This is a genomic window from Pyxidicoccus sp. M15, assembly GCF_056858435.1.
Genome location: NZ_CM166495.1, coordinates 948,750 through 974,998 on the forward strand (window position 1 = coordinate 948,750; position 26,249 = coordinate 974,998).

At 71.1% G+C, this 26,249-nt stretch carries 21 protein-coding genes; 11 read left to right on the forward strand and 10 right to left on the reverse strand.

The window, feature by feature from the left end; genetic code table 11:
* The first annotated feature begins 66 nt into the window (after positions 1-66).
* Positions 67-915 carry a hypothetical protein gene (locus ACX9TP_RS03815; protein ID WP_482978337.1) on the forward strand — a complete coding sequence of 283 codons (849 nt, stop codon included), beginning with the start codon at positions 67-69 and terminating at the stop codon, positions 913-915.
* A gap of 22 nt (positions 916-937) precedes the next feature.
* Here the strand turns inward: ACX9TP_RS03815 and ACX9TP_RS03820 are convergent, their stop codons facing one another.
* Positions 938-1,912 carry a TerC/Alx family metal homeostasis membrane protein gene (locus tag ACX9TP_RS03820; protein WP_482978338.1) on the reverse strand — a complete coding sequence of 325 codons (975 nt, stop codon included), beginning with the start codon at positions 1,910-1,912 and terminating at the stop codon, positions 938-940.
* 295 nt (positions 1,913-2,207) lie between these two features.
* Here ACX9TP_RS03820 and ACX9TP_RS03825 point away from each other — a divergent pair, with 295 nt between their 5' ends.
* Both ACX9TP_RS03825 and ACX9TP_RS03830 read left to right on the forward strand, forming a co-directional pair.
* Complete coding sequence (locus tag ACX9TP_RS03825) at positions 2,208-2,615, forward strand: arsenate reductase ArsC (RefSeq protein ID WP_482978339.1); 408 nt, start codon at positions 2,208-2,210, stop codon at positions 2,613-2,615.
* A gap of 435 nt (positions 2,616-3,050) precedes the next feature.
* Positions 3,051-4,556, forward strand: coding sequence for a DUF4153 domain-containing protein (locus ACX9TP_RS03830; RefSeq protein ID WP_482978340.1), 1,506 nt, complete (start codon positions 3,051-3,053; stop codon positions 4,554-4,556).
* A gap of 39 nt (positions 4,557-4,595) precedes the next feature.
* On the opposite strand, the gene ACX9TP_RS03835 is transcribed toward ACX9TP_RS03830, so the two are convergent.
* From ACX9TP_RS03835 to ACX9TP_RS03845, 3 genes are all read right to left on the reverse strand, one after another.
* Entirely contained in the window at positions 4,596-5,444 is an 849-nt protein-coding gene (locus ACX9TP_RS03835; protein ID WP_482978341.1) for a TonB family protein, read from the reverse strand.
* Positions 5,445-5,624: 180 nt separating this feature from the next.
* On the reverse strand, positions 5,625-6,227 hold the full coding sequence (locus ACX9TP_RS03840; protein ID WP_482978342.1) for a DUF938 domain-containing protein: 603 nt from the start codon (positions 6,225-6,227) through the stop codon (positions 5,625-5,627).
* Positions 6,228-6,306: 79 nt separating this feature from the next.
* Positions 6,307-7,860, reverse strand: coding sequence for a serine/threonine-protein kinase (locus ACX9TP_RS03845; protein ID WP_482978343.1), 1,554 nt, complete (start codon positions 7,858-7,860; stop codon positions 6,307-6,309).
* A gap of 246 nt (positions 7,861-8,106) precedes the next feature.
* On the opposite strand from ACX9TP_RS03845, the gene ACX9TP_RS03850 reads away from it, so the two are divergent.
* The 3 genes from ACX9TP_RS03850 (at position 8,107) to infC (ending at position 11,288) form a co-directional block, all read left to right on the forward strand.
* Positions 8,107-8,937, forward strand: coding sequence for a phytanoyl-CoA dioxygenase family protein (locus ACX9TP_RS03850; RefSeq protein ID WP_482978344.1), 831 nt, complete (start codon positions 8,107-8,109; stop codon positions 8,935-8,937).
* A 75-nt stretch (positions 8,938-9,012) separates the two neighbouring features.
* The gene (locus tag ACX9TP_RS03855) at positions 9,013-9,933 is read left to right on the forward strand and encodes a ribonuclease Z (RefSeq protein ID WP_482978345.1); all 921 of its coding nucleotides are present in this window, start codon (positions 9,013-9,015) and stop codon (positions 9,931-9,933) included.
* A 578-nt stretch (positions 9,934-10,511) separates the two neighbouring features.
* A complete protein-coding gene (gene infC / locus ACX9TP_RS03860; RefSeq protein ID WP_482982363.1) occupies positions 10,512-11,288 on the forward strand; it encodes a translation initiation factor IF-3 in 777 nt (258 codons plus the stop codon).
* Positions 11,289-11,360: 72 nt separating this feature from the next.
* Here the strand turns inward: infC and ACX9TP_RS03865 are convergent, their stop codons facing one another.
* Entirely contained in the window at positions 11,361-11,903 is a 543-nt protein-coding gene (locus tag ACX9TP_RS03865; RefSeq protein WP_482978346.1) for a cupin domain-containing protein, read from the reverse strand.
* Between the two features lie 449 nt (positions 11,904-12,352).
* Between ACX9TP_RS03865 and ACX9TP_RS03870 the strand changes: the two genes are divergently transcribed.
* From ACX9TP_RS03870 to ACX9TP_RS03890, 5 genes are read left to right on the forward strand one after another with little or no spacing between them, the layout of a single operon-like run.
* Positions 12,353-13,267: a DUF2135 domain-containing protein gene (locus ACX9TP_RS03870; protein ID WP_482978347.1), complete on the forward strand. Its 915-nt coding sequence runs from the start codon at positions 12,353-12,355 to the stop codon at positions 13,265-13,267.
* Between the two features lie 21 nt (positions 13,268-13,288).
* On the forward strand, positions 13,289-13,876 hold the full coding sequence (locus ACX9TP_RS03875) for a DUF1175 family protein (protein ID WP_482978348.1): 588 nt from the start codon (positions 13,289-13,291) through the stop codon (positions 13,874-13,876).
* Positions 13,873-15,480 (forward strand): hypothetical protein, encoded by a 1,608-nt coding sequence (locus ACX9TP_RS03880; RefSeq protein ID WP_482978349.1) that lies wholly within the window; start codon positions 13,873-13,875, stop codon positions 15,478-15,480. Before ACX9TP_RS03875 ends, ACX9TP_RS03880 begins: the two co-directional genes overlap by 4 nt.
* Positions 15,477-20,195, forward strand: a complete 4,719-nt coding sequence (locus ACX9TP_RS03885; protein ID WP_482978350.1) for an alpha-2-macroglobulin family protein — start codon at positions 15,477-15,479, stop codon at positions 20,193-20,195. The genes ACX9TP_RS03880 and ACX9TP_RS03885 overlap by 4 nt, the downstream gene beginning before the upstream one ends.
* A gap of 3 nt (positions 20,196-20,198) precedes the next feature.
* Positions 20,199-22,436 carry a SpoIID/LytB domain-containing protein gene (locus ACX9TP_RS03890; RefSeq protein WP_482978351.1) on the forward strand — a complete coding sequence of 746 codons (2,238 nt, stop codon included), beginning with the start codon at positions 20,199-20,201 and terminating at the stop codon, positions 22,434-22,436.
* A gap of 10 nt (positions 22,437-22,446) precedes the next feature.
* Here the strand turns inward: ACX9TP_RS03890 and ACX9TP_RS03895 are convergent, their stop codons facing one another.
* The 5 genes from ACX9TP_RS03895 to ACX9TP_RS03915 all read right to left on the reverse strand — a co-directional run bounded on the left by ACX9TP_RS03895 (position 22,447) and on the right by ACX9TP_RS03915 (position 26,201).
* Entirely contained in the window at positions 22,447-23,163 is a 717-nt protein-coding gene (locus ACX9TP_RS03895; RefSeq protein WP_482978352.1) for an Imm49 family immunity protein, read from the reverse strand.
* Between the two features lie 58 nt (positions 23,164-23,221).
* Positions 23,222-23,821 (reverse strand): imm11 family protein, encoded by a 600-nt coding sequence (locus ACX9TP_RS03900; protein WP_482978353.1) that lies wholly within the window; start codon positions 23,819-23,821, stop codon positions 23,222-23,224.
* 33 nt (positions 23,822-23,854) lie between these two features.
* Complete coding sequence (locus tag ACX9TP_RS03905; protein ID WP_482978354.1) at positions 23,855-24,604, reverse strand: AHH domain-containing protein; 750 nt, start codon at positions 24,602-24,604, stop codon at positions 23,855-23,857.
* Positions 24,605-24,621: 17 nt separating this feature from the next.
* Positions 24,622-25,692, reverse strand: coding sequence for a hypothetical protein (locus ACX9TP_RS03910; RefSeq protein WP_482978355.1), 1,071 nt, complete (start codon positions 25,690-25,692; stop codon positions 24,622-24,624).
* Between the two features lie 95 nt (positions 25,693-25,787).
* The gene (locus ACX9TP_RS03915) at positions 25,788-26,201 is read right to left on the reverse strand and encodes a DUF4150 domain-containing protein (protein ID WP_482978356.1); all 414 of its coding nucleotides are present in this window, start codon (positions 26,199-26,201) and stop codon (positions 25,788-25,790) included.
* Between the last annotated feature and the right edge of the window lie 48 nt (positions 26,202-26,249).

The following is a 26,249-nucleotide window of genomic DNA, read 5'->3' on the forward strand; positions in this document are numbered from 1 at the left end:
CTTGCTCCCCGAGGGCCTGCCCGGTTAGCACGGGGGCAACGCGGTGCATTTCCTGTGGAGGGGTTCATGAAGAAGGTCCTCATCGGCGTGGGCGTCGGGTGCGGTCTCATCATCCTGGTGGGTGTGGGCCTGCTGGTGGCCGGCGGCCTCTGGGCGAAGAACACGTTTGGCGGCACCCTGGAGGCCGGACAGAAGCTGGCGGCCCAGGAAGAGGAGCTGGCGAAGCTCAACCAGAACTTCGGCTTCCAGGTGCCTGCGGAGGGCGAGGTGCTCGCGCTCGACGCGAAGCGGCTGCAGACCTACTTCGCCGTGCGCGAGGCGGCGCTGCCGGCGTTCAAGGCGATGGAGCAGAAGGCCGACGCCTTCGAGAAGGAGCACGGCGGCGAGGACAACAAGAAGAACCCCGACTTCAGCGCGGCCGTGGACGCCGCCAACCTGATGATGTCCATGACGGTGGACGTGCGCGCCGCCTACCTCGAGGGCCTGAAGAAGCACGGCATGTCGCCCGCCGAGTTCCAGACCATCACCTCCACCGTCTACACCTCGCTGATGGCGGACGGCATGGCGCAGGCCCAGGGGGCGATGAAGCAGGGCCGCGAGACGATGGAGAAGCAGCTGGCCGAGCTGGACAAGAAGCTGGAGGGTGACTCGCTCTCCGAGGAGGAGCGCACCCAGACCGAGGAGGCGCAGACGCACCTGCGCGCCGCCATCGAGGCCATGGAGAGCGGTGCGGCGAACCCGGGCCTGGACAACCTGTCCGAGGAGGGCCGGAAGGTGGCGGCCGCCAACGTGGCGCTGCTGAAGACGTACGAGACGCAGGTGCAGGCGATGGCCAGCTCCGCCTTCGACACCTTCCTGCTGGGCGGCTCCGGCACGGACGAGCTGCCCGGCGCGAGCGCGCAGGACGAGGACTAGCCGCGTCGCGGGCGCGCCCGGCTCAGGCCTCCACCTCGGTGGGGTGCCTGGGCTCGCGCGGCTCCCGCTCCTGCTTCGGGCCTCGCGTCTCGCGCCGCCGGGCGCGCAGGCTGGCCCACACCGACGCGCCGATGAGTGCGACGATGATGCCCACGGACAACAGCGGCGTGACGTGGAGCCACGGCTCCAGCACCATCTTCAGCCCCGCGAAGGCCAGCACGCCGGCCAGCCCGTAGTGCAGGTAGCGCAGCTGCCCCACGGCGCCGGACAGGAGCAGGTACAGCGCCCGCAGGCCGAGGATGGCGAAGGCGTTGGAGCTGTAGAGGATGAAGGTGTCCTGCGTCACCGCGAAGGCGGCGGGCACCGAGTCCACGGCGAAGAGGATGTCCGTCAGCTCCAGGCCCAGGAGCGCCAGCAGCAGCGGCGTGGCCACGCGCCGGCCGTCCGCGAGCCGCACGAAGAACCTCTTCTCATGCACGTCCTGCGTCACCGGCAGCCGGTGCGCGAGCCACTGCACGGCCTTGTTCTCCTGCTGCTGGGCCGGGTCCTCGCGGAACACGCGCCAGGCGGTGATGAGCAGGATGCCGCCGAAGACGTAGGCCACCCAGCTCCAGCGCTCCAGCGCCGCCGCGCCCAGGAAGATGAAGAGGGCGCGGAAGACGAGCGCGCCGAAGATGCCCAGGAAGAGCACGTTGTGCTGGGCGCGCGCGGGGATGCCCAGGCTGCGGAAGATGACGAGGAAGACGAAGACGTTGTCGAGACTGAGGCTCTTCTCGATGAAGTACGCCGCGAGGTACTCCTGCGCGGCGTGCGCGCCGAAGACGCGCCAGACGAGCAGGTTGAAGAGCAGCCCCGCGGAAATCCACACACAGCTCCAGATGATGGCGGCCCGGTGGGACTCGCCGTGGCGCCCGCGATGGGCAATCAGGTCCACGGCGATGAGCACGAGCACCACCGCCCAGAAGACCGCCCATATCCATGTGGGAATGTGCTGCATGGCTCCGTCCAACCTATGCATCCCTCCGGGCGGCCAGCCTCCAGCGCTTCGACTCACAGGTGGGGAACGGTAGGGGCATCGCCACCCCGCCCCCGGGACAGGCGAGCATCCATGACGGACTGCGTAAAGGCAGACACGAGCGGGCGGGCAGGGGCTCTCCGGCTCTCTTCACGAGCATCCGTGCTTCAAGTGTGACAGCCTCACGCCGTACGTCGCCCGTGGGGGGCGGCATGAACCAGCCATGGCGCGCGGGGGGAGGGGCGCGCCGAAGCGTAGGAAGTGGAGGGGGTAGTCGATGAACAAGGTCATCTTCGCCTGTGTGCACAACGCCGGTCGCTCGCAGATGGCGACGGCGTTCTTCAACGTGATGGCGGACCCGGACAAGGCACGCGCCGTGTCCGCGGGAACCCGGCCCGCGGAGCGCCTGCACCCGGAAGTGCTGGAGACGATGCGCGAGATTGGCATCGACCTGTCAGACGCGAAGCCTCGCCTGCTGACGGACTCGCTGGCGCAGGACGCGCACTGGCTCATCACCCTGGGCTGTGGCGAGGCGTGCCCCAATGTGCCGGGACTGAAGCGCGAGGACTGGCCCCTGGAGGACCCGAAGGGCCGCTCGGCGCAGCAGGTGGAGCGCATCCGCGACGAGGTGGCCGCCCGCGTGGCGGACCTGCTGGAGCGCGAGGGCTGGATGAAAGCCGGGTAGTGGACGCCGACGGCTGGCCCGCGACAGCAGGCGCGCCAGCCAGGGAAGGGGACGGACCGTCCGGCGTCCGGCCGCGACCGCTCACCCCGGGCGGGGCCCTTCCCGTCGGGGACATGCGCATCCTGGGAGCGTCTCGAGCCGTTTCCCAGTCCGAGGTGCGCCGTCATGAGCACGTCCGTTCCGCCTGATTCCACGCCCCTCGGGGCACTGCCCTCCACGCCGTCCCTGGCGTCTTCGCGCGAGACCTCGCCTCTCGGCGCACCCGCCTCCTCGCCGTTCCTGGCGTCATCGTCGGAGTCCCTGCCTCCGGGAGAGTCGTCCACGGGCGCCGCCTCGCCCCGGCCCCTGCCTCCCAGGACTTCGTCTGTTCCCACGAGGACGCCATCGCCCCAGCCCATGCCCTCCAGGCACGCCTCGCCTGACGACAGCGGGGCCGTGGCGTCGTACCAGCAGGCGGCCGCCGCCACGCCGCTGCTGCCCCACGTCCGTGCGCCTCGCGCCACGCTGGCGGCGGCGCTGGGCCTGGGCGTCCTCGCGGAGGTGCTGCTGGACCGGCCCCAGTGGGGCGTGTCCTTCCCGCTGGTGGTGACGGCACTGCTGGGGACGCTCGTGCTGCTCGGCGGGCGCGAGGGCTGGCAGCGGGCCCGGCCCAACGCGTGGCTCGCGGCGCCGCTGCTCGTCATCTCCGGCTTCGTCGCGGTGCGCGCCAGCTCGTGGCTGCTGGCGTTGAACCTGCTGACCTCCGCCGCGCTGCTGCTCCTGCTCACGCACTTCTGGGCGGCGGGCCGGGTGCAGCGGCTGGGCCTGCTGGGCTATCCGCTGGTGGCGCTGTCCTCCACGTTCCGTGGCCTGCTGTACCCGCCCGCGCTCGTCCGGGACTCGGTGGACCTGCGGGCCGCGCGCGAGCACGCGCCGCGCCTGCTGCCCTTCGCGCGCGGCGTGCTCATCGCCCTGCCGGTGCTGCTCGTCTTCTGTGTCCTCCTGCAGTCCGCCGACGCCGCCTTCGCCGGGGCCATGAACCGGCTCTTCGACGTCGACGTGTGGACGCTGTTCGGCAGCACCCTTGGCCGGACGCTCGGGGCGGGGTTCTCCGCGTGTGTGGCGGCGGCGGCGCTCGGCCACGCGCTGCGGCGGCGCAGGGGACAGGAGCAGGGCGAGGTGGAGGCCGCGCCGGCGAAGCCGCGGCTGGGCCTCACCGAGGCGCTCACGCTCATCCTCGCGGTGGACGCGCTCTTCCTCGTCTTCGCGGGCTTCCAGGTGGCGTACCTGTTCATCGGCGGCGCCTCGTCGCCGGCCGAGGGCTACACGTATGCCGAGTACGCGCGCCGCGGCTTCTTCGAGCTGCTGCTCGTGTCGATGATGACGCTGGGGCTCGTCATGGCCCTGGCGCGGTGGACGCGCCGCGAGTCGCCGCTGGCACAAACGGCCTTCCGCGTGGCGGCCTCGCTGATGGTGGCGCTCACGGTGGTCATCGTCGCCTCGGCGGTGAAGCGCATGACGCTCTACGAGGACGCCTTCGGCTACACGCGCCTGCGCCTCTTCACGCACGTGTTCATGTACGCGCTGGGCGCCGTGCTGACGTGGCGCGCGGTGACGCTGTGGTGGCGGCCCGAGCGCTTCGCCATCGGCGCCTTCGTCACGGCGCTGGGCGCGGTGCTGGCGGTGAACGCCGTCAACCCGGACGCGCTCATCGTCCGCCTCAACCTCGCCCGCGCCACCGACTCGAGCGGCCCGGACGTGAGCTACCTCTCCGGCCTCTCCTCGGACGCGGTGCCCGAGTTGGTGCGTGACACGGCCGCGGCGCCCGGGTGGCAGGCGGAGCTGCTGCGCCAGTACGCGGAGCGACTGCCGGACGAGGGCTCGTGGCCCGAGTGGAACCTCTCGCACGCACGGGCACGCCGGGCGCTCCAGGCGGCGGGTGCGCTCGGGCTCCCGCAGTGACGGGGACCTCCCCGCGGAGCTCCAGCGTGGCCGGCCCGCTCAGCGCAGGTGGTAGTTGAAGGGCAGCTCCACGGTGACGCGCCCGCCGAGCTCCGGCGGTGGCGGCGGGAAGGGCGCGGCGTCGCGCACGGCCTGCATCGCGGCGTTGCAGAGGACGAAGTGCGGGCAGTAGCCGAGCACTCCCAGGTCGAGAATCTGTCCCCGCGCGCCCACGGAGATGCGCACCACCAGCTTGCCCTGGATGCCGGCCATGGCGGCCTGGTGCGGGTAGCGCACGTTCTCGAAGCGGTCTCGGAACATCGTCTCGAAGTACTGCTCACGCCACGTGGTGAGCTGCTGCTCGGTGGGGCGCGGCGGCGGTGAGAGGACGAGTCCCGGGTTGCTCGCGCCCAGCACGCCTTGCACGAGTCCGCCCACCACGCCCCCCGCGATTCCGCCGGACAGGCCCCCGGGGGCCGCGGCCGCGACGTCGGTGCCGCCCCGCTCGGCGGTGTCCGGAGTCGGAGGCAGGGCTTCCTCGGCGGGAGGTGTCGGTGACTGGACAGGCGTGGGCCCGGGCGTGGGAAGGGTGGGCTTCGGGAAGGAGCGGGGCCGGCGCGCCACCGTCTTCCGGGCGACGGTGGACGTCGTGGCGGCGGGCGGTGGAGGTGGCGCCGAGACGAGCCGGAGCACCAGGTCCCCGGCGCCGTCGGTGGCGCGGCCAGGGGCTCCGGGGTCTCCGTGCCAGACGGTGGTGAGGCCCACGAGGACCAGGGCGTGGAAGCCGAGGGCGAGCGGCAGGAGCCAGAGCGCGCGCCGACGCTCCCGGGCCTGACGCACGCGGGCGTGGACGACGGAGGCGAACAGGGCGCCGTCGCGGCTGCCGGCCTTCGCGCCTGAATCCGGCATTGGATGCCTCCCCCTGTCCGCCTCGTGGAGCCACGGCGGCCACCCCCTGGTGTTAGTGGCGGCCTACCGTCCCGTAAAGGGGGGCGCACCTCGGTGCATGTGCTCCGGTCCGCATTCTTTCCCGGCGGATGTCATCGAAGCTTCATTGCCGGGGCGGGTGTACCCTGGGGGGCTGGTTGCTCAGGGGCTCGGGCGCTTGCGGAAGACGAGCGTGAGGTTGTTGCTGGGCATGTCCACCACGCGCTCGCGCTCCAGGCCGTGGCTCGCGGCCTCGGCGGTGACGGCGCCGAGCTGGCGCACGCCCCAGGCCGCGTTCCGCTCGCGCAGGGAGGCGTCGAAGGCGAGGTTGCTGGACGCCGTCTCGCGGCCCTCGACGAAGTAGGGGCCATACATGACGAGGCACCCGCCCGGGGCGAGCACCCGGCCCGCGCCGCGCATCAGCCCCTGGCACGAGGCCCACGGGGAGATGTGAATCATGTTCACGTTGAGGATGACGTCCGCGGAGGCCACCGGCCACGTGTCGCTGCTCGCGTCGAGCGGGAGCGGCGGCAGCACGTTGGGCAGGGACGCCTCGGCGCGCCACGCGGAGATGCTCTCCAGTGACTCGGGCTCCGTGTCGGTGGGCTGCCAGACGAGGCCGGGGAAGGCGCGCGCGAAGAAGACGGCGTGCTGGCCGGTGCCGCTGGCGATTTCCAGCACCGTGCCGGAGGCGGGCAGCACCTCGCGAAGGACGGCGAGCAGGGGCTCCCGGTTGCGTTCCGTGGCCTGGGCATGACGCTTCATGCCCGTGGGTCTCCCACAGTCCCCAGGGCGCGCGCGAGGGCGGAGGTGGGGCTTCCGTGGGACGGAGGACGTCCGTGCCTCAGGGAGGCGTGCGCGTGGCGGGGGCCGAGGTGGGGGCGCGCTGGACGGGGAAGGAGGGCAGGTAGCAGGCCCCCTTGTAGTCATAGGCGTCTTCGTCGCAGGGGGACTTCACGCGGGCCAGCTCGTACCAGCAGCCGCCGCGCAGCTCGACCTCGCCCTTGCGGTTGCAGGGCGGCTTGCGCTGGCCGGGGAAGGGACGCTCCGGCATGGGGAGGCTCAGGCCGGGCGGCAGTCGGAAGGAGGGCACCGGCGCGAGGATGGTCACCGGTGAGAGCATGGCGGCGTCACCCACGGCCACGGTGCCTCCGTCTCGGGTCTCCTCGTGTGGAGACGTCTCGGCCACGGGGGAGGCCTCATGGGTGGGGTGCAGGAACCAGCCGGCCGCCGCGGACAGCAGGGACACGACGACCATGGCCACCGGGAACCCGGGCCACCTGTCCGCGCCGTGAGCTGAAGACACGGGAGCGTGCGCGCCGACGGGTGGATGTTCGGGACCGGGCGCACCGGGTGATGGAGGTGCGAGGGCGTACTCGAGGACCGGCGTGTCGGTGTGAGAAGGCACGTGGCCGGCGTCCTGCGCGGCACCTTCCCCGGTGCGAACCCATGCCGGCTCGTACGTGGCACTCTTCACGTCGGGCGGATGCGGTACGGGCACTGAGAGGGGCACATCGGCCAGGGGGCCGGCCGTGCGCATCGCTTCCTCCAGCGCGTGCGCGACAGCCGCCGCGCTGCCACCTCCAAGGCGCTTCTCGGGAGGGTCCGCGAGCATGTGGAGGATGAGGGCGTCCAGGTCCCCGCATACGGCGGGGTTGCGCAGGCGCGGAGGAATCAGTCGCTCCCCGTCGTCTTCGCTCACGCCAGTGCCGCGCGGCGGCGGTGGATAGATTCCCGTGACGAGCCGGTACGCGGTGACGCCGAGGGCGAACACGTCATCCGCGGGCTGGGCGGCGTAGTGGGCGGTGGGGTGGCTGCGGTAGCCCCACTGGAAGCGAACGGCCTCCGGGCTTCGGTACGGCGGCGTTCCGGGAGGCAGCGGTGGGGCCGTGAGCGTGGGGGCGCCGCGGTAATGGCCGGCGCCGAAGTCGGCGAGGATGGCGTGCCCGTCGCTCACGCGCACCAGCACGTTGTCGCCCTTCACGTCCCGGTGGACGGCGCTCACCGCGTGCGTGGCGTCCAGGGCGTGGGCCACCTGCGCGAGCAGCCGCAGCACCTGCCGCGACGTGGGGTGGTGCTCCCGGCCCCAGTCATAGAGAGGCTGGCCGTCCACCCACTCCATGACGAGGAAGGGGAACGGGCCGGCCGGGTGGGGCCACAGGCCGTGCGCATGAAGGCGGGGCACGCCGGGGTGGTGGATGCGCGCGAGCAGCTCCGCCTCGCGGTCGAAGCGCGGGTCCACCGGATGCGTGGCCAGCTTGAGGGCGAAGGGACCGGCGCCGTCCGCGGACTCGGCGCGGTAGACGGCGCCGTAGGTGCCCAGGCCCCGCCGCTCCAGCACGTGCCAGGAACCGACCTCCGTCCCCGGTGGGAGGGAGGCGGGTGCCAGGTCCTGCATTGACCGTCGTGTCTCCATGAGAGCCCCTGCCGGTAGGGAGCGGTGCGCTCCGCCCGGGCGAGGACACTACCCCACGGGTCAACAACCGGATAGCCTCTCTGGTGAGTGAGATTCTGTCTCTGGCCGGGGCCTCCGACCCTGTCGCCATCCGTGTGCCTTGTGCTCGCCCAGAGGGTGGTGCCCCGGCCTCCCGTGAGATAGTCCCGAGCGCGCCGGAGGAGGCTGCCCGGCGCTCGGGAGGCTGTGATGACGGACCGGGCCGGACAGTTCGAGCAGCAGGGCTACCTCGTGCTCCCGAGGTTCGTCCCCGCGGCGGACTGTGACGCGCTGAAGGCTCGCGCGGAGGAGCTTGTCGCCGGCTTCCAGCCGGAGACCGTCTCCGTCTTCACCACCCGCGAGCAGACCCGCACGTCCGACGAGTACTTCCTCTCCTCGGGAGACCGCATCCGCTTCTTCTTCGAAGAAGGCGCCTTCCGCCCGGACGGCACGCTGCGACAGGACAAGTCCCTGTCCATCAACAAGATAGGCCACGCGCTCCACGACCTGGACCCGCGCTTCGACCGGTTCTCCCGCACGCCCGCGCTGGCGTCGCTGACCTCCGAGCTGGGACTGCGAAAGCCGTTGCTCCTGCAGTCCATGTACATCTTCAAGCAGCCCCACATCGGCGGCGAGGTGGGCTCCCACCAGGACTCCACGTTCCTCTACACGGAGCCGCTCACCTGCCTGGGCTTCTGGTTCGCCCTGGAGGACGCGACGCTGGAGAACGGCTGCCTGTGGGCGCTGCCCGGAGGCCACCGCCTGGGCCTGAAGAAGCGCTTCGTCCGCGCCGAGGGCGGAGGCACCGCCTTCCGCGTGCTCGACGGCACGCCCGTGCCTGAAGAGGGCATGGTGCCGCTGGAGGTGGAGAAGGGCACCCTCGTGGTGCTCCACGGACTGCTGCCCCACCGCAGCGGCCCCAACACCTCGCCGAAGAGCCGCCACGCCTACTCGCTGCACCTCATCGACGCCGCCGCCACGTACCCCGAGGACAACTGGCTGCAGCGCTCCCCGGCCATGCCTCCGCGCGGCTTCTCCTGAGCGTCCCCTCCCGCTGTCAGGCCCGTGCGCGAGGCCCCGTCGGGGTGCCATTCTTCGCACGGGGGAACCCCAGTCATGTCCAGCCGCGAGCTTATCGTCCTCGGTTCCGCCAGCCAGGTGCCCACGCGCCACCGGAACCACAACGCGTACTTCCTCCGCTGGGACGAGGAGGGAATCCTGTTCGACCCCGGAGAGGGCACCCAGCGGCAGATGACGCTCGCGGGCCTGTCCGCCACCCAGGTCACCCGCATCTGCGTCACCCACTTCCATGGGGACCATGCGCTCGGGCTGCCCGGCATCATCCAGCGCCTGTCGCTGGACCGCGCGAAGCACCCCGTGGAGGTCTACTACCCCGCGTCGGGACAGGCCTTCTTCGAGCGGCTCCGGCACGCCACCATCTTCATGGACGCGGCCACCATCATCCCGCGCCCCATCTCCGAGGACGGCGTGCTCGCGGAGACGAAGGGCTTCAAGCTGTCCGCCGCGAAGCTGGAGCATGCGGTGGACACCTACGGCTTCCGGCTCGAGGAGCACGCGCGCGTGCAGCTCCACCCGGGACGGCTCGCGGAGGCCGGCGTCTCCGGCCCGCTGACGGGCGAGCTGCTCCGGCGGGGCTCGGTGGAGGTGGGCGGCCGCACGGTGCGCGTGGAAGAGATGGGCGAGATGCGCGCGGGCCAGGCCTTCGCCTTCGTCATGGATACCCGGCCCTGTGACGGCGCCACGCGGCTGGCCCGGGGCGTGGACCTGCTGGTCTGCGAGTCGACGTACCTGGACACCGAGCGCAAGGAGGCGCACGACCACTTCCACATGACGGCGCTCCAGGCCGCGGAGCTGGCCCGGGAGGCTCGGGCGCGCCGCCTCGTCCTCACGCACTTCTCGCAGCGCTACGAGGACACCGCGCCCTTCGTCGAGGAGGCGAAGCCCCTGGTGGCGGACGTGGTCGCCGCCAGGGACCTCGACCGCGTCGACGTCCCCAAGCGCCCGCGCCCGGCGTGAGCCTCCCCGCTCGCCCCACCGCGGGCGGGCGGGCCCTCCACCTTCTGGCTCCCCGCCGGGGCTCGGCCAGGAATCTCATTTCCCAGGAATTCGAGACTGGTTGATGTGGGTGGGTGCCGGGAGTACATGCCGCGTGTCCTGAAGCGTGACCTTGGGGGGGTGGGAACGCCGGGCTCGCGACAATGCGCGCGGGATTTCCTGGGGGGTCCTGGAACCGCGCGCTTCAGGGGCCCATGATGGCGGGCCTCGAAATGGGCCCTGTCCACTCCACCTCCGTGCCGTCCGTCGCCGCTCCGGCACTGTCACCGGCCGTGGGGGTGTTCCACGGCGGGGGGGCAGGTTCTGCGTTATCTCTGGCGTTACCGTCCCGGGTCGGGGAGAGTCCGGCGCGGCGACCCCCTCCTTCCGGGCGAGCGGGCACCTGGAGGCGCTCCTGTATAAGGAAAGCGACCTGCCGGGCGCTGGACGCGGGAAGGGTGAGTTGCCTCACATCCCTGTCCGGCAGCTTGTTGTACCGCAGTGACCTGTCACACCTTTAGAGGCGACAGGGCTGAAACCGAATTTCAAAGGAGCTTCACATCATTCGCGAACAGAGAAGCAGCCGCGGCGGGAGCCGCGATCAGAGGACCAACCGCCGTATCCGCGCTCGCGAGGTCCGCGTCGTGGGGTCCGACGGCGGGCAGCTCGGGGTCATGCCGCTCGAGGCGGCCCTGGAGATGGCTCGTACCGAGGGGCTCGACCTCGTCGAAATCAGCCCCATGGCCAGTCCACCGGTCTGCAAGATCATGGACTACGGCAAGTTCAAGTACGAGGAGAAGAAGAAGGCCGCCGAGGCGAAGCGCGCCCAGGTGACGGTCCTGCTCAAGGAAGTGAAGCTCCGTCCGAAGACGGAAGACCACGACTACGAGTTCAAGGTCCGCAACATGCGGCGGTTCATCGAGGACGGGAACAAGGCGAAGGTCGTCATCCAGTTCCGCGGCCGTGAAATCACGCACCGCGAGCAGGGCACGGCCATCCTCGAGGACGTGGCGAAGGACCTGAAGGAAGTGGCCGTCGTGGAGCAGCCGCCCCGCATGGAAGGGCGTCTGATGTTCATGATTCTGGCGCCCACGCCGAAGGTCGCCCAGAAGGCCCGCGAGCTGGTCCGCCAGGCCGCCGTGGCCGCCAAGCGCGAGAAGCCCGCTGGTGAGAAGGCCGCTGGCGAGAAGCCCGCTGGTGAGAAGCCCGCTGGTGAGAGGCCCGCAGGCGAGAAGCCCGCTGGCAAGCCGGCCGTCGCGGCGGCTCCCGCCGGTGAGAAGCAGGGCGAGCAGCCGCAGGAAGCGAAGCCCGCGGACACGCAGCCCGCCACTCCGTAACGGACAGTCGCTGGCACGCGGTGGAGCGGTCCACCGCGTGTGGCGAATTCGCGCAATGGGCCGCCGCGCTCTTCAGACCGCCCGGACGGGCGTCGGGCGTGGCGGAGTGGGAAGGCGGTGACCTCGCAGGCGCCCCACCGCCGCGAGCACCCCGAGCGCCGCGCTCACCAGGAACCGGGGCCGCAGTGCGAGCCGGAGGGTGTCGCGGTAGGCCGTGAGCAGCACGGCGAGGGCGAGCGGACCGGGAGTGCCCTTGCTTCCCGTGCGGCCCCACCGCTGGAGGGAGTCCAGCGCGGCGAACCAATCGCGGGTGCGCCCGGCGGGCCGCGTGCTCCAGGTGGCGTGCGTGGGCGTGTCGCCGGGGTTCCACAGCTGGTGCACCGCGCCCTGGGGAATGTCGAGCACGTCCCCGGCGTGCAGCGTGTGCACCTTCCCGTCCACCACGGCGCGCAGGGCGCCGACGATGACCTCGAACCGCTCGTACTGCGCCGGGTGGAAGTGGGGTGGCGGCGGCGAGCCCTGGGGCGAGTACTCGACCTCCACCACGAGCGCGTCGTGCGAGTGCTCGCGGACGGTGACGAACTCGGAGCGGGTGAGGCAGTAGGTGGTGGGCATGGCTGGGGCTCCTGTCACCGTGAAGATTCGGGCCTCGGGAGGCGGAGCGCAGGCAGCGGGCCCGGGCAGCACCGTACCGGCCGTCCCGGGAGGCAGGGGGCGCGGAGAGGAACGGCTGACCGCACCCGTGTGACGGGAGGGCGCAGCTTCCGTGGGGCCCCGGGGCATGGCGAGCTGAACGTGATCCAATCCCTGAGTCATGGCCGTCCGTCCCTCCGTGAGAGTGCGGTCCGGGAGTCGGCCCCGACTCCCGGCGTGGCTGAAGGGCCACGGGCCGGCGCTCCCCGCGTGTCCCTCCACCCGCGCTTCGTGGGGGTCCCAACCACGCGGCCCCTCTCAGGGACTTCAGGGGGACGACTGGCAGGCGACTTGAAATGGAGGCCCGTGCTGCCGCAGTCTGTCCGCCCGCCTACACGCTCCGGCGGAGTCCCTTCTCACAAGGACGCGCGATGCTTCCCGTCATCCTGGCCGTGCTCCTGTCGCAGGCCGCGCCTGCCGCTGCCCCCAACCCGCGCCAGCAGGGCGTGCCCATCGGCAAGGGCAAGACGCTGCCCACGGTCCGCCTCACCGCGCCTTCGGGCGGGTGGACGGTGGACCGGATGATGCTCGTCGAGGGCACCATCAGCGACACCACCATCGACCCCGTGGTGGTCTCGATCAACGGCGACCGCTACCTCATGCGCACCTACGGCGGCCGCTTCAGCCGCAAGTTCCCCGCCGCGAGCGGGAAGAACATCGTCACGGTGATGGCCACCAACCAGGCCGGCACCGCGCGCACGCAGGCCACCAGCTACGCGCAGATTCCGCCCGTCCCCTTCAAGGTCGTCCTCACCAGCGACACCGACGGCGTCTACACCGACCTGCACATCTACGAGCCCACCGACTCCAGCGAGGCCGGTGACCAGCTCAAGGTGACGGAGATGGCCCACGTCTACTGGGCCGACACCGCCAGCCCCTCCGGCGGCACCTTCTTCCTCAACGAGCAGGGCGGCGACTTCGACCAGCCCGCCTACGGCCCGTACCTCTACATCCACCGCGCGCCGCCCAAGGGCGTGTACCTGGTGGCCACCAACTACTGGCCCAGCGGTGACAAGGCCCACACCGTGGCCACCCTCAACCTCGCGCTCTTCGAGGGCACGCCCAACGAAATCCGCCGCATGGTGCGCATTCCCCTCGCCACGCCCGGCACCACGCGCGTGCTGGCCTGGGTGAACGTGCTCGGCGACGGGCAGGCCGAGGTGTACGTGCCCGCGCAGGACCCCAAGCCCAAGCACGCGGCCTGGCCCACCAACCTCGCCGAGGCACTCAAGGAGCTCCAGGCCAGCGGCGACGGCGGAGGCGGCGAGGGCGAAGGCGGCTACTGACGTCCCCGCGCCCACACCCCCATGCTCGCCCTGTCCCTGCTCCTGCTGCTCCAGGCGTCCGCGTCGGCGGCGCCCGCGCCCGAGACGCGCGACGTGCTGCTGCGGCGGCACGTCGCGCGCGTGGCGCTCGCGCAGGTTGCCAGGCAGGACAGCGCGTGGCACCCGGACCAGCGCGACTGCGCGGGCCTCATCCGCTTCACCTTCCGCGCCGCGTACAAGAACGTGGCCCCGGAGCGCCTCGCTACGCCGCTGTGGCGCAACGAGCGCGGCCAGCCCGTCGACTTCGCGGACGCGGAGACGCTGCTGCAACGGAGCTTCACGCCGCTGGGCCGTGATGACGCCGCGCGAGACGCGGTGCGCACCGGCGACGTGCTCGCCTTCCGCCAGGAGCACGACTCCGGCACCGTCTTCCACCTGATGCTGGTGGTGCGCCCGGAGGACCGGGCCCACGCGCCGGCTCGCGTCGTCTACCACCCGGGGGAGAAGGGCGCCGCGGTGCGCACCGGCCTCCTCCAGAACCTTGCCACCGAGGCGCCGCTGGAGTGGCGCCCGGTGCCGAACAACGCCGGCTTCCTCGGCTTCTTCCGCTTCAAGGAGTGGATGCCATGACGTCTCCGTCGAGCCCGCCTCCGGGCACGCCTCCTCCGGCGGCCCCGCCTCCCCGGCAGGGCCCGCCCAAGGCCCTGCTGATTGGCCTGCTCACCGTCCTCGTCGGAGGCGCCGTCGCGGGTGGCTTCCTGCTGGGCCGCCGTGGCAGGTCCGGTGGTGGCTCGGGCGGTGGGGCCCCTCTCGTCACCGGTGAGCGCCAGGGGCCTCCCAGCGCGGGCGCCGAGGTGGAGGGCATGCCCGACGCCGAGACGACCACCATGGAGGTGCCCGGCACCGCCGCGCCCGCCGCCGTCTGGGTGGACGTGCACCACCCCGGCAAGGTGCGCCAGGCCCTGGCGGGCAACGCGTGGCTGAAGGAGCAGCTCGGCAAGCCGCTGGGTCAGGGCTTCGTGGGCGGTTGGGCCGCGTTCTTCGGCTCCACCGGCGAGGACCTGAAGGGCGAGTTCAAGGGCGCGGTGCTGGACCTCGTCGCCAACCAGCTCCTGGATGCGCCGTTCCGCGTGGTGTGGTTCGCCGGTGACGCGCGCGCGAGCACGCCGGCCTTCGTCCTCCCCAACCCGGGCGGCGCCACCACGTCCGCGTTCGATGCGCTGGACCAGGTGGCCAACCGCGGCGGAATGAACGCCGCGAGCTGCCCGGGCGGCACCGCCGGCACGTACGAGATGAAGCGCTGGCTGGTGGCGGAGCAGACGCTGTGGGCGGCGCGCTCGGCGGACCGCATGGTGCTGGCCCGTCACCCGGTGGCGGTGCTCCAGGGCCTGTGCACGGCGCTGCCGGCGCTGGAGGCCGAGGACACCGTGGACGTGGAGCTGGGCTTCGACCCGGACGCGTACGGCCGCGAGGTGCAGCTGCTCACCAGCGTGGTGGGCCTCGCCCCGGACGCGCGGCTCCAGTTCGGCGTGGAGGGCAACAAGCTGGTGGGCCGCGGCATCGCCGGCCAGCTCATGGACGGCCCCGCGCGCCTGGATGCGGCGCCCCTGTCCGATGACCTGCTCAAGCTCGTGCCCGAGGAAACGCCGGTGCTGCTCGCGCTCCACCTCAAGCTGCCGGAGTCGCTGGAGCCCGAGACGCTGAAGGCGTTCTGGCAGGAAGGCGGCGGCAAGGGTGCCACGCGCACGCGTCAGGTGGCGCTGGTGTGGACGCCGCGCGGCGATTCTTCGCTGCCCCTGGAGATGGCCCTGCTGTGGGGCCGCCCCGAGGACAAGGACGCGCTGGAGGGGCTGTTCTCCGGCGGCTACAACAAGCTCGTCTCCGGCACGGCCTGCAACCACGTGGTGCTCGCGTCCAACGACGCGGAGCTGGAGCGGCTGAAGAAGGCCTGCGAGGGCAAGACGCCCAACCTGCTCAACGCGGCGGGCCCGGTGGTGGCGGGCTTCCGCGCGCCGACGTCGGTGGCCTTCGGTGTGAATACGGGACGGCTGCTCAGCGGCCTCACCATGGACGGCTTCCTGTCCGAGTCCCGCGTGGGGCGCAACGCGCCGATGCCGAAGGCGGCGCCCCCTGAAATCGAAGCGGCGCGGCGCGACCTGGAGTCGCTGCCGTTCCTGGGCCTGCGCGGCACCGTGCAGGGCGATTCGCTGGTTCCTGGAGGTTTCGGGTCATGAAGTCCCTTGCTCGTTTCGTGGCGCTGACCACGCTGGTGCTGTCCGGCGTGGCCGCGGCCAAGCCGCTCTACATCACCGTCCCGCGCTCCTATGGCAGCCAGGAGCCCGTCGCCGTGGACGTGGCCTTCGAGGACAAGGGCCCCGTGGAGCTGCGCGTCCTCAAGCCGGACAACGTGGACGCCTTCATCCGCGCGCAGGGCGACTTGCGCCGCGCGTACCAGACGCCGCCCACGCTGAACAACCCGGGCCGCGCGCTCAGCCGTGGCCTCAACGCGGTGAGCGCGCCGGGCATGTGGCTGCTCGACACGCTCAACCCGGCCTTCCGCGCGGAAGTCGGTGACGTGCTGCCCAAGCCGCCGGACGTGCCGGGCTCGGGCGAGCCGCTGGCCAAGGTGGCCGAGGGGCCGAAGAAGCTCGTCGGCGTGCCCCCGGGCTTCACCGTGGCGCGCAGCCAGTGGCTGAACCTGGACCTGGGCGGCGCGGACCGCGACTTCAACGTCCCCGGCTTCAACACGTCGGGCGACAGCAGCGGCTTCCAGGAGCGCCGCGTGGTGCTCGCGCCGCTGCCGGCCGGCACCTACGTCCTCCAGCTCGTGCAGGGCAAGGTGGAGGGGCAGGTGGTGCTCGTCGTCAGTGACCTGACGGTGCAGCTCAAGCAGACGGATGGACAGGTGCTGGTGCGCGTGGCCGGCAGGGACCAGAAGCCGCGCTCGGGCGCGCAGGTGCAGGTGTACCTGCCGAAGGGCAAGGGCCCGGCGGGGACGACGGACGCGAAGGGCGAGGTGACGCTCGAGGTGTCCGAGCCGCGCATCATCGCCACGGCCTCCGTGCAGGGCGACACGGCGATTGTGGACACGGACTTCTACTCCGCGCTGGCGGTGGCGCCGGACGTGTTCATCTACAGCGACCGGCCCATCTACAAGCCGGGCAACGAGGTGAAGTACCGCGGCCTCGTGCGCCAGCCGGACACGTTCCTCGCGCGCCTCTTCACCCCGAAGAAGCGCGAGGTGTCGGTGAAGCTCGTCTCCCAGGAAGGCCGCGCCATCACCACGCGCGCTCCGGTGGACGAGTTCGGCGCCTTCCACGGCACCCTCAAGGTCCCGGAGGACCTGGGCACCGGCGTGCTGCGCGTGGAGGCGGAGGTCGACGGCCAGCCGCACCAGGGCGAGGCGCGCGTGCAGGACTACGTGAAGCCCACGTTCTACCTGGAGGCGGAGCCGGAGTCGGAGACGGTGGTGCCCGGGCAGACGCTGCGCGTGAAGGTGCGCGCGCGCCGCTACGCGGGTGGCACGCCCAACGGCGCGAAGTACGAGGTGTTCCTCTACCGCAGCCTGCTGGACGCGCCCGCGTGGGTGGATGACGCCGGCAAGGGCGGCGGGGGCAGCGCGGTGACGTACGGCTCGTCCTCCAGCACGGAAGGCAAGCTGAGCGTCCCCGAGCGGCTCTACTCCTCCGTGGCCGCGCGTGACGCCACCGAGGATCCGTGGTCCAGCGCGAGCGCGTTCGACGAGAACGGCGAGGCGGACATCGAGGTGGCCGTGCCGGCGCTGGCGGCGGGCGAGGAGCGGATTCCGTACCGGTACTCGCTGACCATCCGCGCGCGGGACGACCAGGAGACCTTCGCCAACTCCACCACCGCCTTCTTCCTGTCGAAGGTGGAGGTGATGGGTGTGGCGCGCTACTCGGACCCGGTGGTGGCCAAGGGCGGCGAGGCGACGCTGGCGGTGCGCGCCACCACGCTGTCCGGCAAGCCCTACGGCGTCACGCAGGGCGAGGTGGAATTCGTCTCGCGCAAGGCGGACGGCGCGGAGAAGAGCCTGGGCAAGCGCTCGTTCACCACGGCGGCGGACGGCACGCACCGCGAGAAGGTGCCCACGTCGGACGTGGGCGCGGTGCTGGCGCGCGTGGTGGTGAAGGACAAGAAGGGCGAGACGTGGGAGGGCGAGGAGTCGCTGCTCGTCATCGGCGCGGCGGACGAGCCGGTGGCGCAGGTGCCCAACCTCACGCTGGCGTCGCTGTCCGGCTCGCTGGAGCCGGGCAACACCGCGCGGCTGGTGGCGCTGATGCCGGACGGCTGGGGCCCCGGTGGCCGTGACGCGGGCCCGGTGTGGGTGACGCTGACGGGTGCCAGCCTCTATGCCACGCAGGTGGTGGAGCTGACGGGCCGCACGCTGGTGCACAGCTTCAGCGTGGAGAAGCGCTTCGGCAGCGCGGTGTACGCGTCCGTGGCGTACCCCACGGCCACGGGCCGCTGGGAGGAGCGCACGGTGGCGTTCCGCATCGTCCCGCGCGAGCGCACCCTCACGGTGGAGGTGCAGCCCCGCCGCGCGGAGACCCCGCCGCTGACGGAGCAGACGCTGGACGTGCGCGTGGTGGACCACGAGGGCCGCGGCGTGGTGGCGCAGGTGTCCGTGGGCGTGGTGGACAAGGCCGTCTACGCCATCCAGAGCGAGTTCCGCCCCAAGGTGCTGGACTTCTTCTACCCGCCGGCGCGCAACAACGTGTCCAACTTCTTCTCGTCGGAGTTCCAGGGCTACGGCTACGGCGAGGAGCTGGCGCGGAAGATGGCGGGGCTGCCGGACCATGCCTTCGCGTCGATCAAGCCGCCCACCCGCAACGCGAAGGACCTGGAGAAGGACACCGCGCACTGGGACCCGGGCGTGGTGACGGACCGCGACGGCCGCGCGACGGTGCGCTTCACGCTGCCCTCCAACCAGACGCTGTGGGTGGTGACGGCGGTGGCGGCGGACACGTCCGGCCGCTTCGGCGAGGGCACCTCCGAGTTCGCCACGCGTGGCGGCCTCAACCTCTACGCCGCGCTGCCGCAGTTCATGCGCGAGGGTGACGAGGCGCTCGCCTCCGTGCGCCTGTCCGCGGGTGAGAAGTCGCAGGGCAGCCAGCTCCTGGACGTGAAGCTGGCGTCGCTGGGCTCGCTGAAGGCGGACCAGTCGCAGCACAAGGTGGAGCTGGCCAAGGGTGGCGAGCAGGTGGTGCCGGTGACGCTGAAGGCCACCAGCACGGGCGCCGCGCAGCTCGCGGTGGACGTGACGGGCGGCAAGGACCCGCTCAAGGACCGCAAGCTCTTCCAGGTGGAGCCGGCCGCGGTGGAGGACACCGTGAAGGTGAGCGCCTGGGGCGGCGGCGCGCTGGAGGTGCCCGCGGCGAAGGAGGCGACGCTGGCGAGCGTGGAATTGGTGCTCCAGCCGTCCATCGTCGACGCGGCGCTCTCCAACGTGCGCGAGCTGCTCACGTACCCGTACGGCTGCCTGGAGCAGCTGGTGTCCACCACCGTGCCGAACGTGGCGGTGTACCAGGTGCTCCAGCAGGCGGGCGCGCTGGCGAAGCTGGACACGGACACGCAGGCGCTGCTGGCCGAGGCGCGCAGCCGCTCGGTGCAGGGCACGGCGCGCATCCTCAACCTCTCCGTGAAGGGCGGCGGCTTCACCTGGTTCGGCGGCTACGACACGCCGAGCCTGCCGCTGACGCTCATCGCCCTGGACGGCCTGGCCTACGCGGCGGAGGCGGGGCTGGTGGACCGCAACGACTCGCGCATCATCGACAGCTCGCGCTGGCTGGAGGCGCAGGAGGGGCTGCCGCCCGAGTACGACGCCACCCGCGCCTACGTGCTGGCGCGGCTGGAGGGCCCGAAGCAGGCCGCTCGCGTGCGCGCGCTGGTGGAGGGCGCGGAGGGTGGAAACCTGTACCCGCTGGCGCTGGCGGTGCTGGCCGCGGAGAAGGCGGGCATCATGAAGGAGCCCGCGCTCCAGGCGCGCATCAACTCGCTGGTGTCGAAGAGCGCGCAGGGCTTCGCCACGCTGGCCGCGTACAAGCCGGGCCAGGAGATGGAGATGAACGAGGCGTTCTTCCGCTTCCCGCTGCGGCGCGTGGGCATGACGGCCATCGCCGCGCACGCCGCGTCGTTCGGCACGCTGGACATCACCCGCACCCGGCGCCGCATCCTGGAGATGCTGTCCGAGCCGGGCCTGTCCACCTTCGACCGGAGCACCGCGCTGCTGCACTCGCTGTGGCTGCTGGAGCGCGACGCCAAGGCCTTCCGGGGCATGCAGCCGCCGTCGGTGAAGGGCGCGAAGGACGTGAAGTTCTCCCCGCGCGGCATGGGCCTGGTGGCGGTGCTGGCGCCGGGCACGCGCTCGGTGGACGTGGGCGGCTTCGACGGCGTGGCCACCCTTCAGGCCACCACGCTCACCCCGCTGCCGGCGGTGCAGCCGAAGGCGGAGGGCATGTCCATCCAGCGCGGCTACTACGTGCTGCGCGAGGGCGGGAAGGTGAAGCTCGCCCCCGGCGACACCGTGTCCCAGGGTGAAGAGGTCTACGTGGAGCTGACGATGGACGCGCGCGGCGAGAACCGCGTGCGGTCGGCCTACTACGTGGTGGAGGACGCGGTGCCCGCGGGCTTCGTCCCCTTGCAGGAGGACAAGGCCTTCCGTGGGCCGCCTCACTCGCTGCCCCTGGTGCCCGAGGCGCTCCGCCGCCGCGTGCTGAACCCGGAGCGCGCCACCTTCTTCTTCGAGGAGCCGGCGTGGTGGAGCAACAGCCCGCGCACGGTGGGCTACGTGATGCGTGCGCAGTTCCCCGGCACCTTCTCCGCGCCGCCCGCGAGCATCGAGGACATGTACGCCGCCAGCATCCACGGGCGGACGGGCGCGGACTCGCTGAAGGTGGTGCCCTCGAAGAAGGGCACGGGCGACCTGTAGCCCATGGTGTGGGCCGCCACGGTGGCCGCGCTGCTCGCGGCCACCCCCACCTTCGTCACCCGCGGTGACGTGACGCCCGAGGCGGAGCTGCGCCGCGAGGCGGAGTCCTCCTGGAAGGCGCTGGAGGCCCGCTACGTGGCGGAGGCGGGCAGGGCTCCGGCGAAGGCGCCGGGCACCGTCCTCCTGGAGCGCGGCACGGCCCTGGCCCCCGAGCGCAACGCGCAGGGTCGGCCGGGTCGCGTGGAGTTGCGGCAGAACATGCCGGGCGTGCTCGACGAGCGGCTGCGCGTGGCGCTGCGGCACGAATTGGCGCACCAGTTCCTCTGGTGGGCCTGTCCCCAGTCCAGCGAGGACCGGCTGTTCCACGAGGCCTTCGCCGTCGCGGTGAGCGGTGAGCTGGCCGCGTGGAGGGATGCACCGTACCAGTCGCTGTCGCGCGCGGCGTCGGAGCTGGCCTCGGCGCCGGCGGTGGACACGCCGCGCGCTCGCCGCGCGCTCGCGCGGCTCTTGAGTGAGACGGTGGGCTTCCCGGGTGCGCTGTCCCGGCGGTTGCGCCAGTGCCAGGACGGGGCGCGGTGGGTGGTGCCGCTGTCCATCGACGAATTGGCGGAGGTGGAGGTGCGCGCGGCAGGGCCCGCCACGGTGGTGGTGAGCCGGCACTCGGGCGAGGTGCTGCTGTCGGAGGGCGATGTGCGGCGCGCGCTGCCATATGGCTCCACGCTGAAGCCCTTCCTCTACGCGGCAGCGGCGGAGCGCCCGGTGCTGGCGCCGCGCGTGGGCGTGCAGGAGTGGGCGTGCGGGCCGAACCTGCCCGCGAAGGTGGATGGGAGCATCGCGCTGCTGCGCTCGTGCAACGGGTACTTCATGGACTGGGAGGCGAAGGGCACGGCGCCCAAGGCCTTCGGCGCATGGGGCCCGGTGCTGGGCGCGGTGGGGCTGACGGGGACGCCCGCGGACATGGCGGATGCGATTGGCCTGCGCTCCACGCTGTCGCTGTCGCCGTGGGGCATGGCGCAGGCGTACCGGCTGCTGGCGGAGGCGCGGCCGGACGTGCTGGCGCTGCTGACGGACAACGCCGCGCGCGGCACGCTGTCGGAATTGCCCGCGTCGAAGGCGCTGGTGGGTGTGGCCACGAAGACGGGCACGGTGCGCGACGCCGCGAGCCGGCCGCAGTTCGGCTGGATTGCCGCCGTGGACGCGGACCTGGTGGTGGTGGCGGTGCGGCCGGGGAAGATGCCGCGTCACTTCGCGCAGGAAATTCCCGAGGTCCTCTTCCGCGCGCGCCGGCAGGCCGGGCTGGAGGCCGCGCGCGTGCAGGTGCTGGGGCTGGTGCCCGCGAGGGACGTGGAGGCGCAGTGCCCGGGCGCGGGCTTCGCGCTGGAGTCCGGAACGCCGCGCGTCGCGCCGCCCGAGTGGACGCGGCTGGAGGGGCTCACCGCGCGTGGGGCGGCGGTGTGTCTGGGCATGCCGTGGCGCGTGCGGTTCCCCAACAGCCCCGCACAGGGGCGGGACTATGCGGGTGTCTTCACGTGGTCGACGCCGCCGCCGTACCGGCCGCCTCCGGGCGTGCCCACGTCACCGAGCGCGCTGAAGGCCCGTCGCGGCTCCGAGTTCATCTTCCGCACCACGCGCCTGCAGTACACGGCGGGCGTGGTGGCGGCGGAGGACGTGACGCTGAAGGGCGAGGCGCGCGTGGCGCTGGCGCGGGTGATTGCGCACAACGAGCGGCACAGCCGGCACGCGGGCCGTCCCGTCTGCGACACCACGCACTGCCAGGCTTTTCGCGGCACCGTGCGCGTGCAGCGCGACGATGCGAAGGCGCTGGGGCTGCCGCCGCTGAAGTGGGACGAGTGGCTGCTCTTCTCGCAGGGCGGGCAGGAGCCGTGGAAGGAGGTGCGCCCGCGCGCGGACGTGGAGGGGCTGGTGGGCCGCTCGCTGGTGTCGCTGCGCTTCGAGAAGGGCCGCGCGTTGTTCATCCTCACGAAGACGGAGGGCGACTCGACGTTCGAGTCCGCGGGCTCGCTGCCGTGTGACTTGCTCCGCTCGGGGCTGAAGCTGCCGTCGTGTCCGCGCATCGCCTCGTTCGACGGCGCGGGCATCATCTTCGAGGGGCGCGGGCGGGGCCACGGCGAGGGCCTGGACGTGGAGGCCGCGAAGGAGAGCCGCCTGGGCAGCGACGCGATTCTCCAGGAAGCCTACGGTCGTGAGCGTCCGGTGCCGAAGGACGACAGCGGAAGCTGAGCAGGGGACCTCAGCCCGCCCGGGCGATGCTGGGAAGAAACGGGTACTCGGCTTCCCTGTCGATGGACAGGCCGTGCAGTGAAGCGAGGCGGAGCAAGGCAAGGCCTTCCATGCAGATGGAGCGCTCCAGCTCGAAGCCGGGCTCGCGCGCCTGCAACGTGCCTTCCCTGGCGCGGTACCAGGCGCCATGTCGCTCCAGTAGCTCCAGAAGTGCGTTCAGGAATGTGTCGGAGTCGCGTGCCAGCAGTGCCTGGCACACGCGCACACGCGGTGCTGTCTCATCTCCCGTGCTGCGAATGAGCCTGGCCATCAGGTCTTCCGTGGCGAGCCCGGTCGAGGTCTCCCCAGCGACGAACCGGCACAAGAGCCGGCCATAATAGAAGTCGTCCTCGAATTCCTTGCGCGCCAGCCAGTCGGGAGCAGACGCCTCGGCGATGTCGCGGGCCAGGGGCTCGGCCCCCGCGGCGAGGGCGTCACACAGCGGCGCGAGCTGGGCAGTCCCCGTGAAACGGCTGAAGGGTCGTGCCTGTGTGGCACGTTCCCGGAGCATGCGCAGCCGCCAGGTCCCTGAAAGCCGCAGGCGCTCGTGGAAGGACATGACGTCCGCCCGACCCAGCAGTCCGCTGATGGCGGCGAGGCGGCAGTAGCGCGACAGGTGGAAGAGAACGCGCTCGCGCTCCTCGGGAGCGCGAGGCTCGCTCTCGAGGTCCCTCGTCAGGAGGTGCATGGCGGAGACAGCGTTCTCTTCGTGATGAACCATGGCGTTGCATCGGGGCCGTCCGCGGTCAGCGACGTCCCCATTCCTTGCCGTACTCTTCGAGGTCCAGGAACATCATTCCGGTGAAGTCCGCATCCACGAGCGACTGGGCGAGGTCCTCCCGGACCAGGATGAGGTTGGGCTTCTCCTTGAGGCGGAAGAGCTTTGCGTGTGGGGGAATGCGCTTCTCGTCCAGGACCAGGAGGTAGACGTCAGCGATGAAGTCCGGATCCATCTCCGACCGCCGGAACTTCGACTTCTCGACGTCGACGCAATCCACAACCTCCAGCAGGTTCATGATGAAGTAGGGCTCTGGAACGAGTCGGTCCTTCTGGTCCTGGAAGCGGATGGGAAGGAACTCGATGCGGGCGCCCGCATGCTCCTGGAGGAACGACTTCAGGCGCTCTGACGCGAAGATGAGGTTCAGGGAGTTGGGGAGAGAGTCCGTGAGCTCGATGCCCCAATCCTCTGCCAGTGGGAAGGTGACCTCCCTGGGGAACCAGCGCTGCACCGGAACTCCTTCATGCAGCTCCCACTCCTTGGGTTCATTCCTCAATGAATTGGGCGCATAGGTGACCCACGCGAAGGCGTCGTTCTCGTCGTCATTGAGCCAGGGCAGGAAGTTCATGAGTGGCGTGTGCTCGGCGGGTGGTCGGGGTCGTCAATGCGACTTCTGCATTCTGCCCTTCCGGGGTTCCTTTGCCTTCGTCAGCCTGTCCACCAACTTGCGGAATACGTTGATGCTGGAGCCCAGCTCGGTCTCACCAAACACGACGATCCAGTTCCAGTATTTATCTTCGTAGGCTTTGAGCTCCTTCGGAATGGACTCAGGCGGCGTCCAATCCTCACAGGGCTGCTCCAGGCTCTTCTTGAGCAGGGCGTTGACCTGTTCAAGGTCTCTCGACACCGTGGCGGTATAGGCCGGGTGACTGCCAACATGGTACGGCAACTGATGGATGCCGCAGGCGGTGGTCAGCGCCGGTAGGAAGATGACGTTGTTGCCGTTGTTGACGTCGTACGTCAGGCGGTAGAGGACCCGGAACTCCTCGGCCCCGAAAATCCCTCCCTGCTTGCCTCCGTCCTCGCTCCTGCGGCTGAACAGCTCGCAGGGCAGGATGTGGTGGCCCGCGTTGGGGTAGGGCGTGCCCGCGTTGTCCGCGGTGAAGTGCTTGAAGTGATAGCCAGCGGCGTGCAGCGCGTCTCCCGCCGTCGCTCCCGCGACGCGAGTCTCGACGCCGTGCTGCTTCAGGTGCGCCGTGATCTTGTCGTCGTTGTTGTAGACGCGGGAGAGCTTGCCCCCGTTGCCTTCGATGTCGGTGATGCCGTTCTTGCGGTAGTCGTTCGTGCGGTACAGCACCGCCTTCAGCGGGTAGCTCCAGAGGATATGTGCCTTCGTGGAACTGAGCGCCATGACCGCCTCCTCGTGAGTCACGTCTCGCGAATCTGCTGGAACAGCACGACGCCGGTTTCTCCCCGGTCGGAAAGGGAGCAGACGATGGCGCTCGCATCCGGGGCTTCCTCGCGGAGCAGGTCCGAGATGGCGACTCCGGCTCCCACCACCGCGCTTGCCGCACCCACCTCTCCCAGGGACTCCGCGGGAACCCGCATCCGGCAGCGCTCGAAGTCGACATGCTCCCTCAGGTGCACCTGGGCATGTCCCCAGACGGCGGACTTCCATTCCTCGCCATTCAAATCCAGCACCAGGCTCCCGAGGTAGGGCAGGGGGACCCGGACTGTGCGAAGCGCCTGGAGGATGGACCCGGCGAGCGCCCGGCCCAGTTCGGGTGCCCTGTTCCGGCGTCCGGACGACGCCGCGAAGGACATCCCTCCAATGTGGATGCTCCGGGGCGCGCCTCGCGCCTTCGCCGCACTGTCTGTCTCCACCAGGAGACAGGCGCCCGCCTGACCCGGCATGAGCCCCACCGGGCGAAGCGGCTGCTTGAGCCGTCCCTGTCCGTCAATCCACTCGAGGCTCGGAGCATCAGTGTACGAGTCCGCCGCGACGATGATGACTCGCTCCAGGCTTCGCTCGGTCAGGAGGCGTCGCGCCTCCATGAGCGCGGTGGCCAGCCCGCAGTGTCCCGAGGCCAGGGCGTGGCTGTGCTCCGCCGCGACGGGCAGACGTTGGAGCGAAAGCAGCGGGCGGACGAAATCCTCCAGGAGGGCTCGCGGGCGCTCCTCCAGGGACCAGCCGAACCGTGGTGCGTCGATGAAGGGAGTGAGCGCGATGAGTCCGGTTCGGCGCCAGAACGCAGTCTCGGAAGCCGGGGGCCACTGCGTTGCATGGCGCAGGTCGTCCAGGCTGCCTGCCGCCAGGCGCAGCCATGCGCCGATGAGGAAGAAGCCCTCCGCATAGCCCGATACCGGGAAACCGGTGACGGGCTGGGAGCCTCCTTGACCATCCCCGACCTCCAGGCCCGACAGGCCATGCGGGCGCGACAGGCCCGAGCGGATGGCCGCACAACTACCGACCGCGCCGTATCCCAGCGCGGTCACCATCCCCACCCCTGTCACGGTCAGCCGCACCGGACGCGCTCCATGGCCTAGACGGGCTTCTTGCAGCAGACGCACTTCGAGTCATCAGGTCCCTGACCCTAGGTGATGACGGGCGGCTGGATGAGCGGGAAGGGCGGCGTGTTCTTGTCGTTGTGGGTCATCAGGTCCATGGCCCGGGCAACGTTCTTTCCCTCGAATTTCACATCGAAGGAGTAGTTGACGAACTCCGCCTTCCCCTTCGTCTTGCCCGAGGCCACGCCACCTCCCGCCGTCCCGGCCTCATCCCCCGTGCTGGTGCTGAAGTTCGAGTCCTTGAGGCAGACGGGCTTGCCTTCCACCGCCACCGTCTCGCTCCCCTTCGCCGTGTCCGCGGAACGCGCGATGTTCGGATAGGGAATGGGAACCGGGCCGCCCGGACCAGGCGTCTTGCAGACATCTGGCATGGCCACCGTCACACCATTGGAATCCTTGTGGACCACCGACATCTTGTTCACGCCAACGGTCGTTCCCATGACGCTCCCCGATACGCTCGGTTCCAGGCACGCGTGGACGCGCGGACG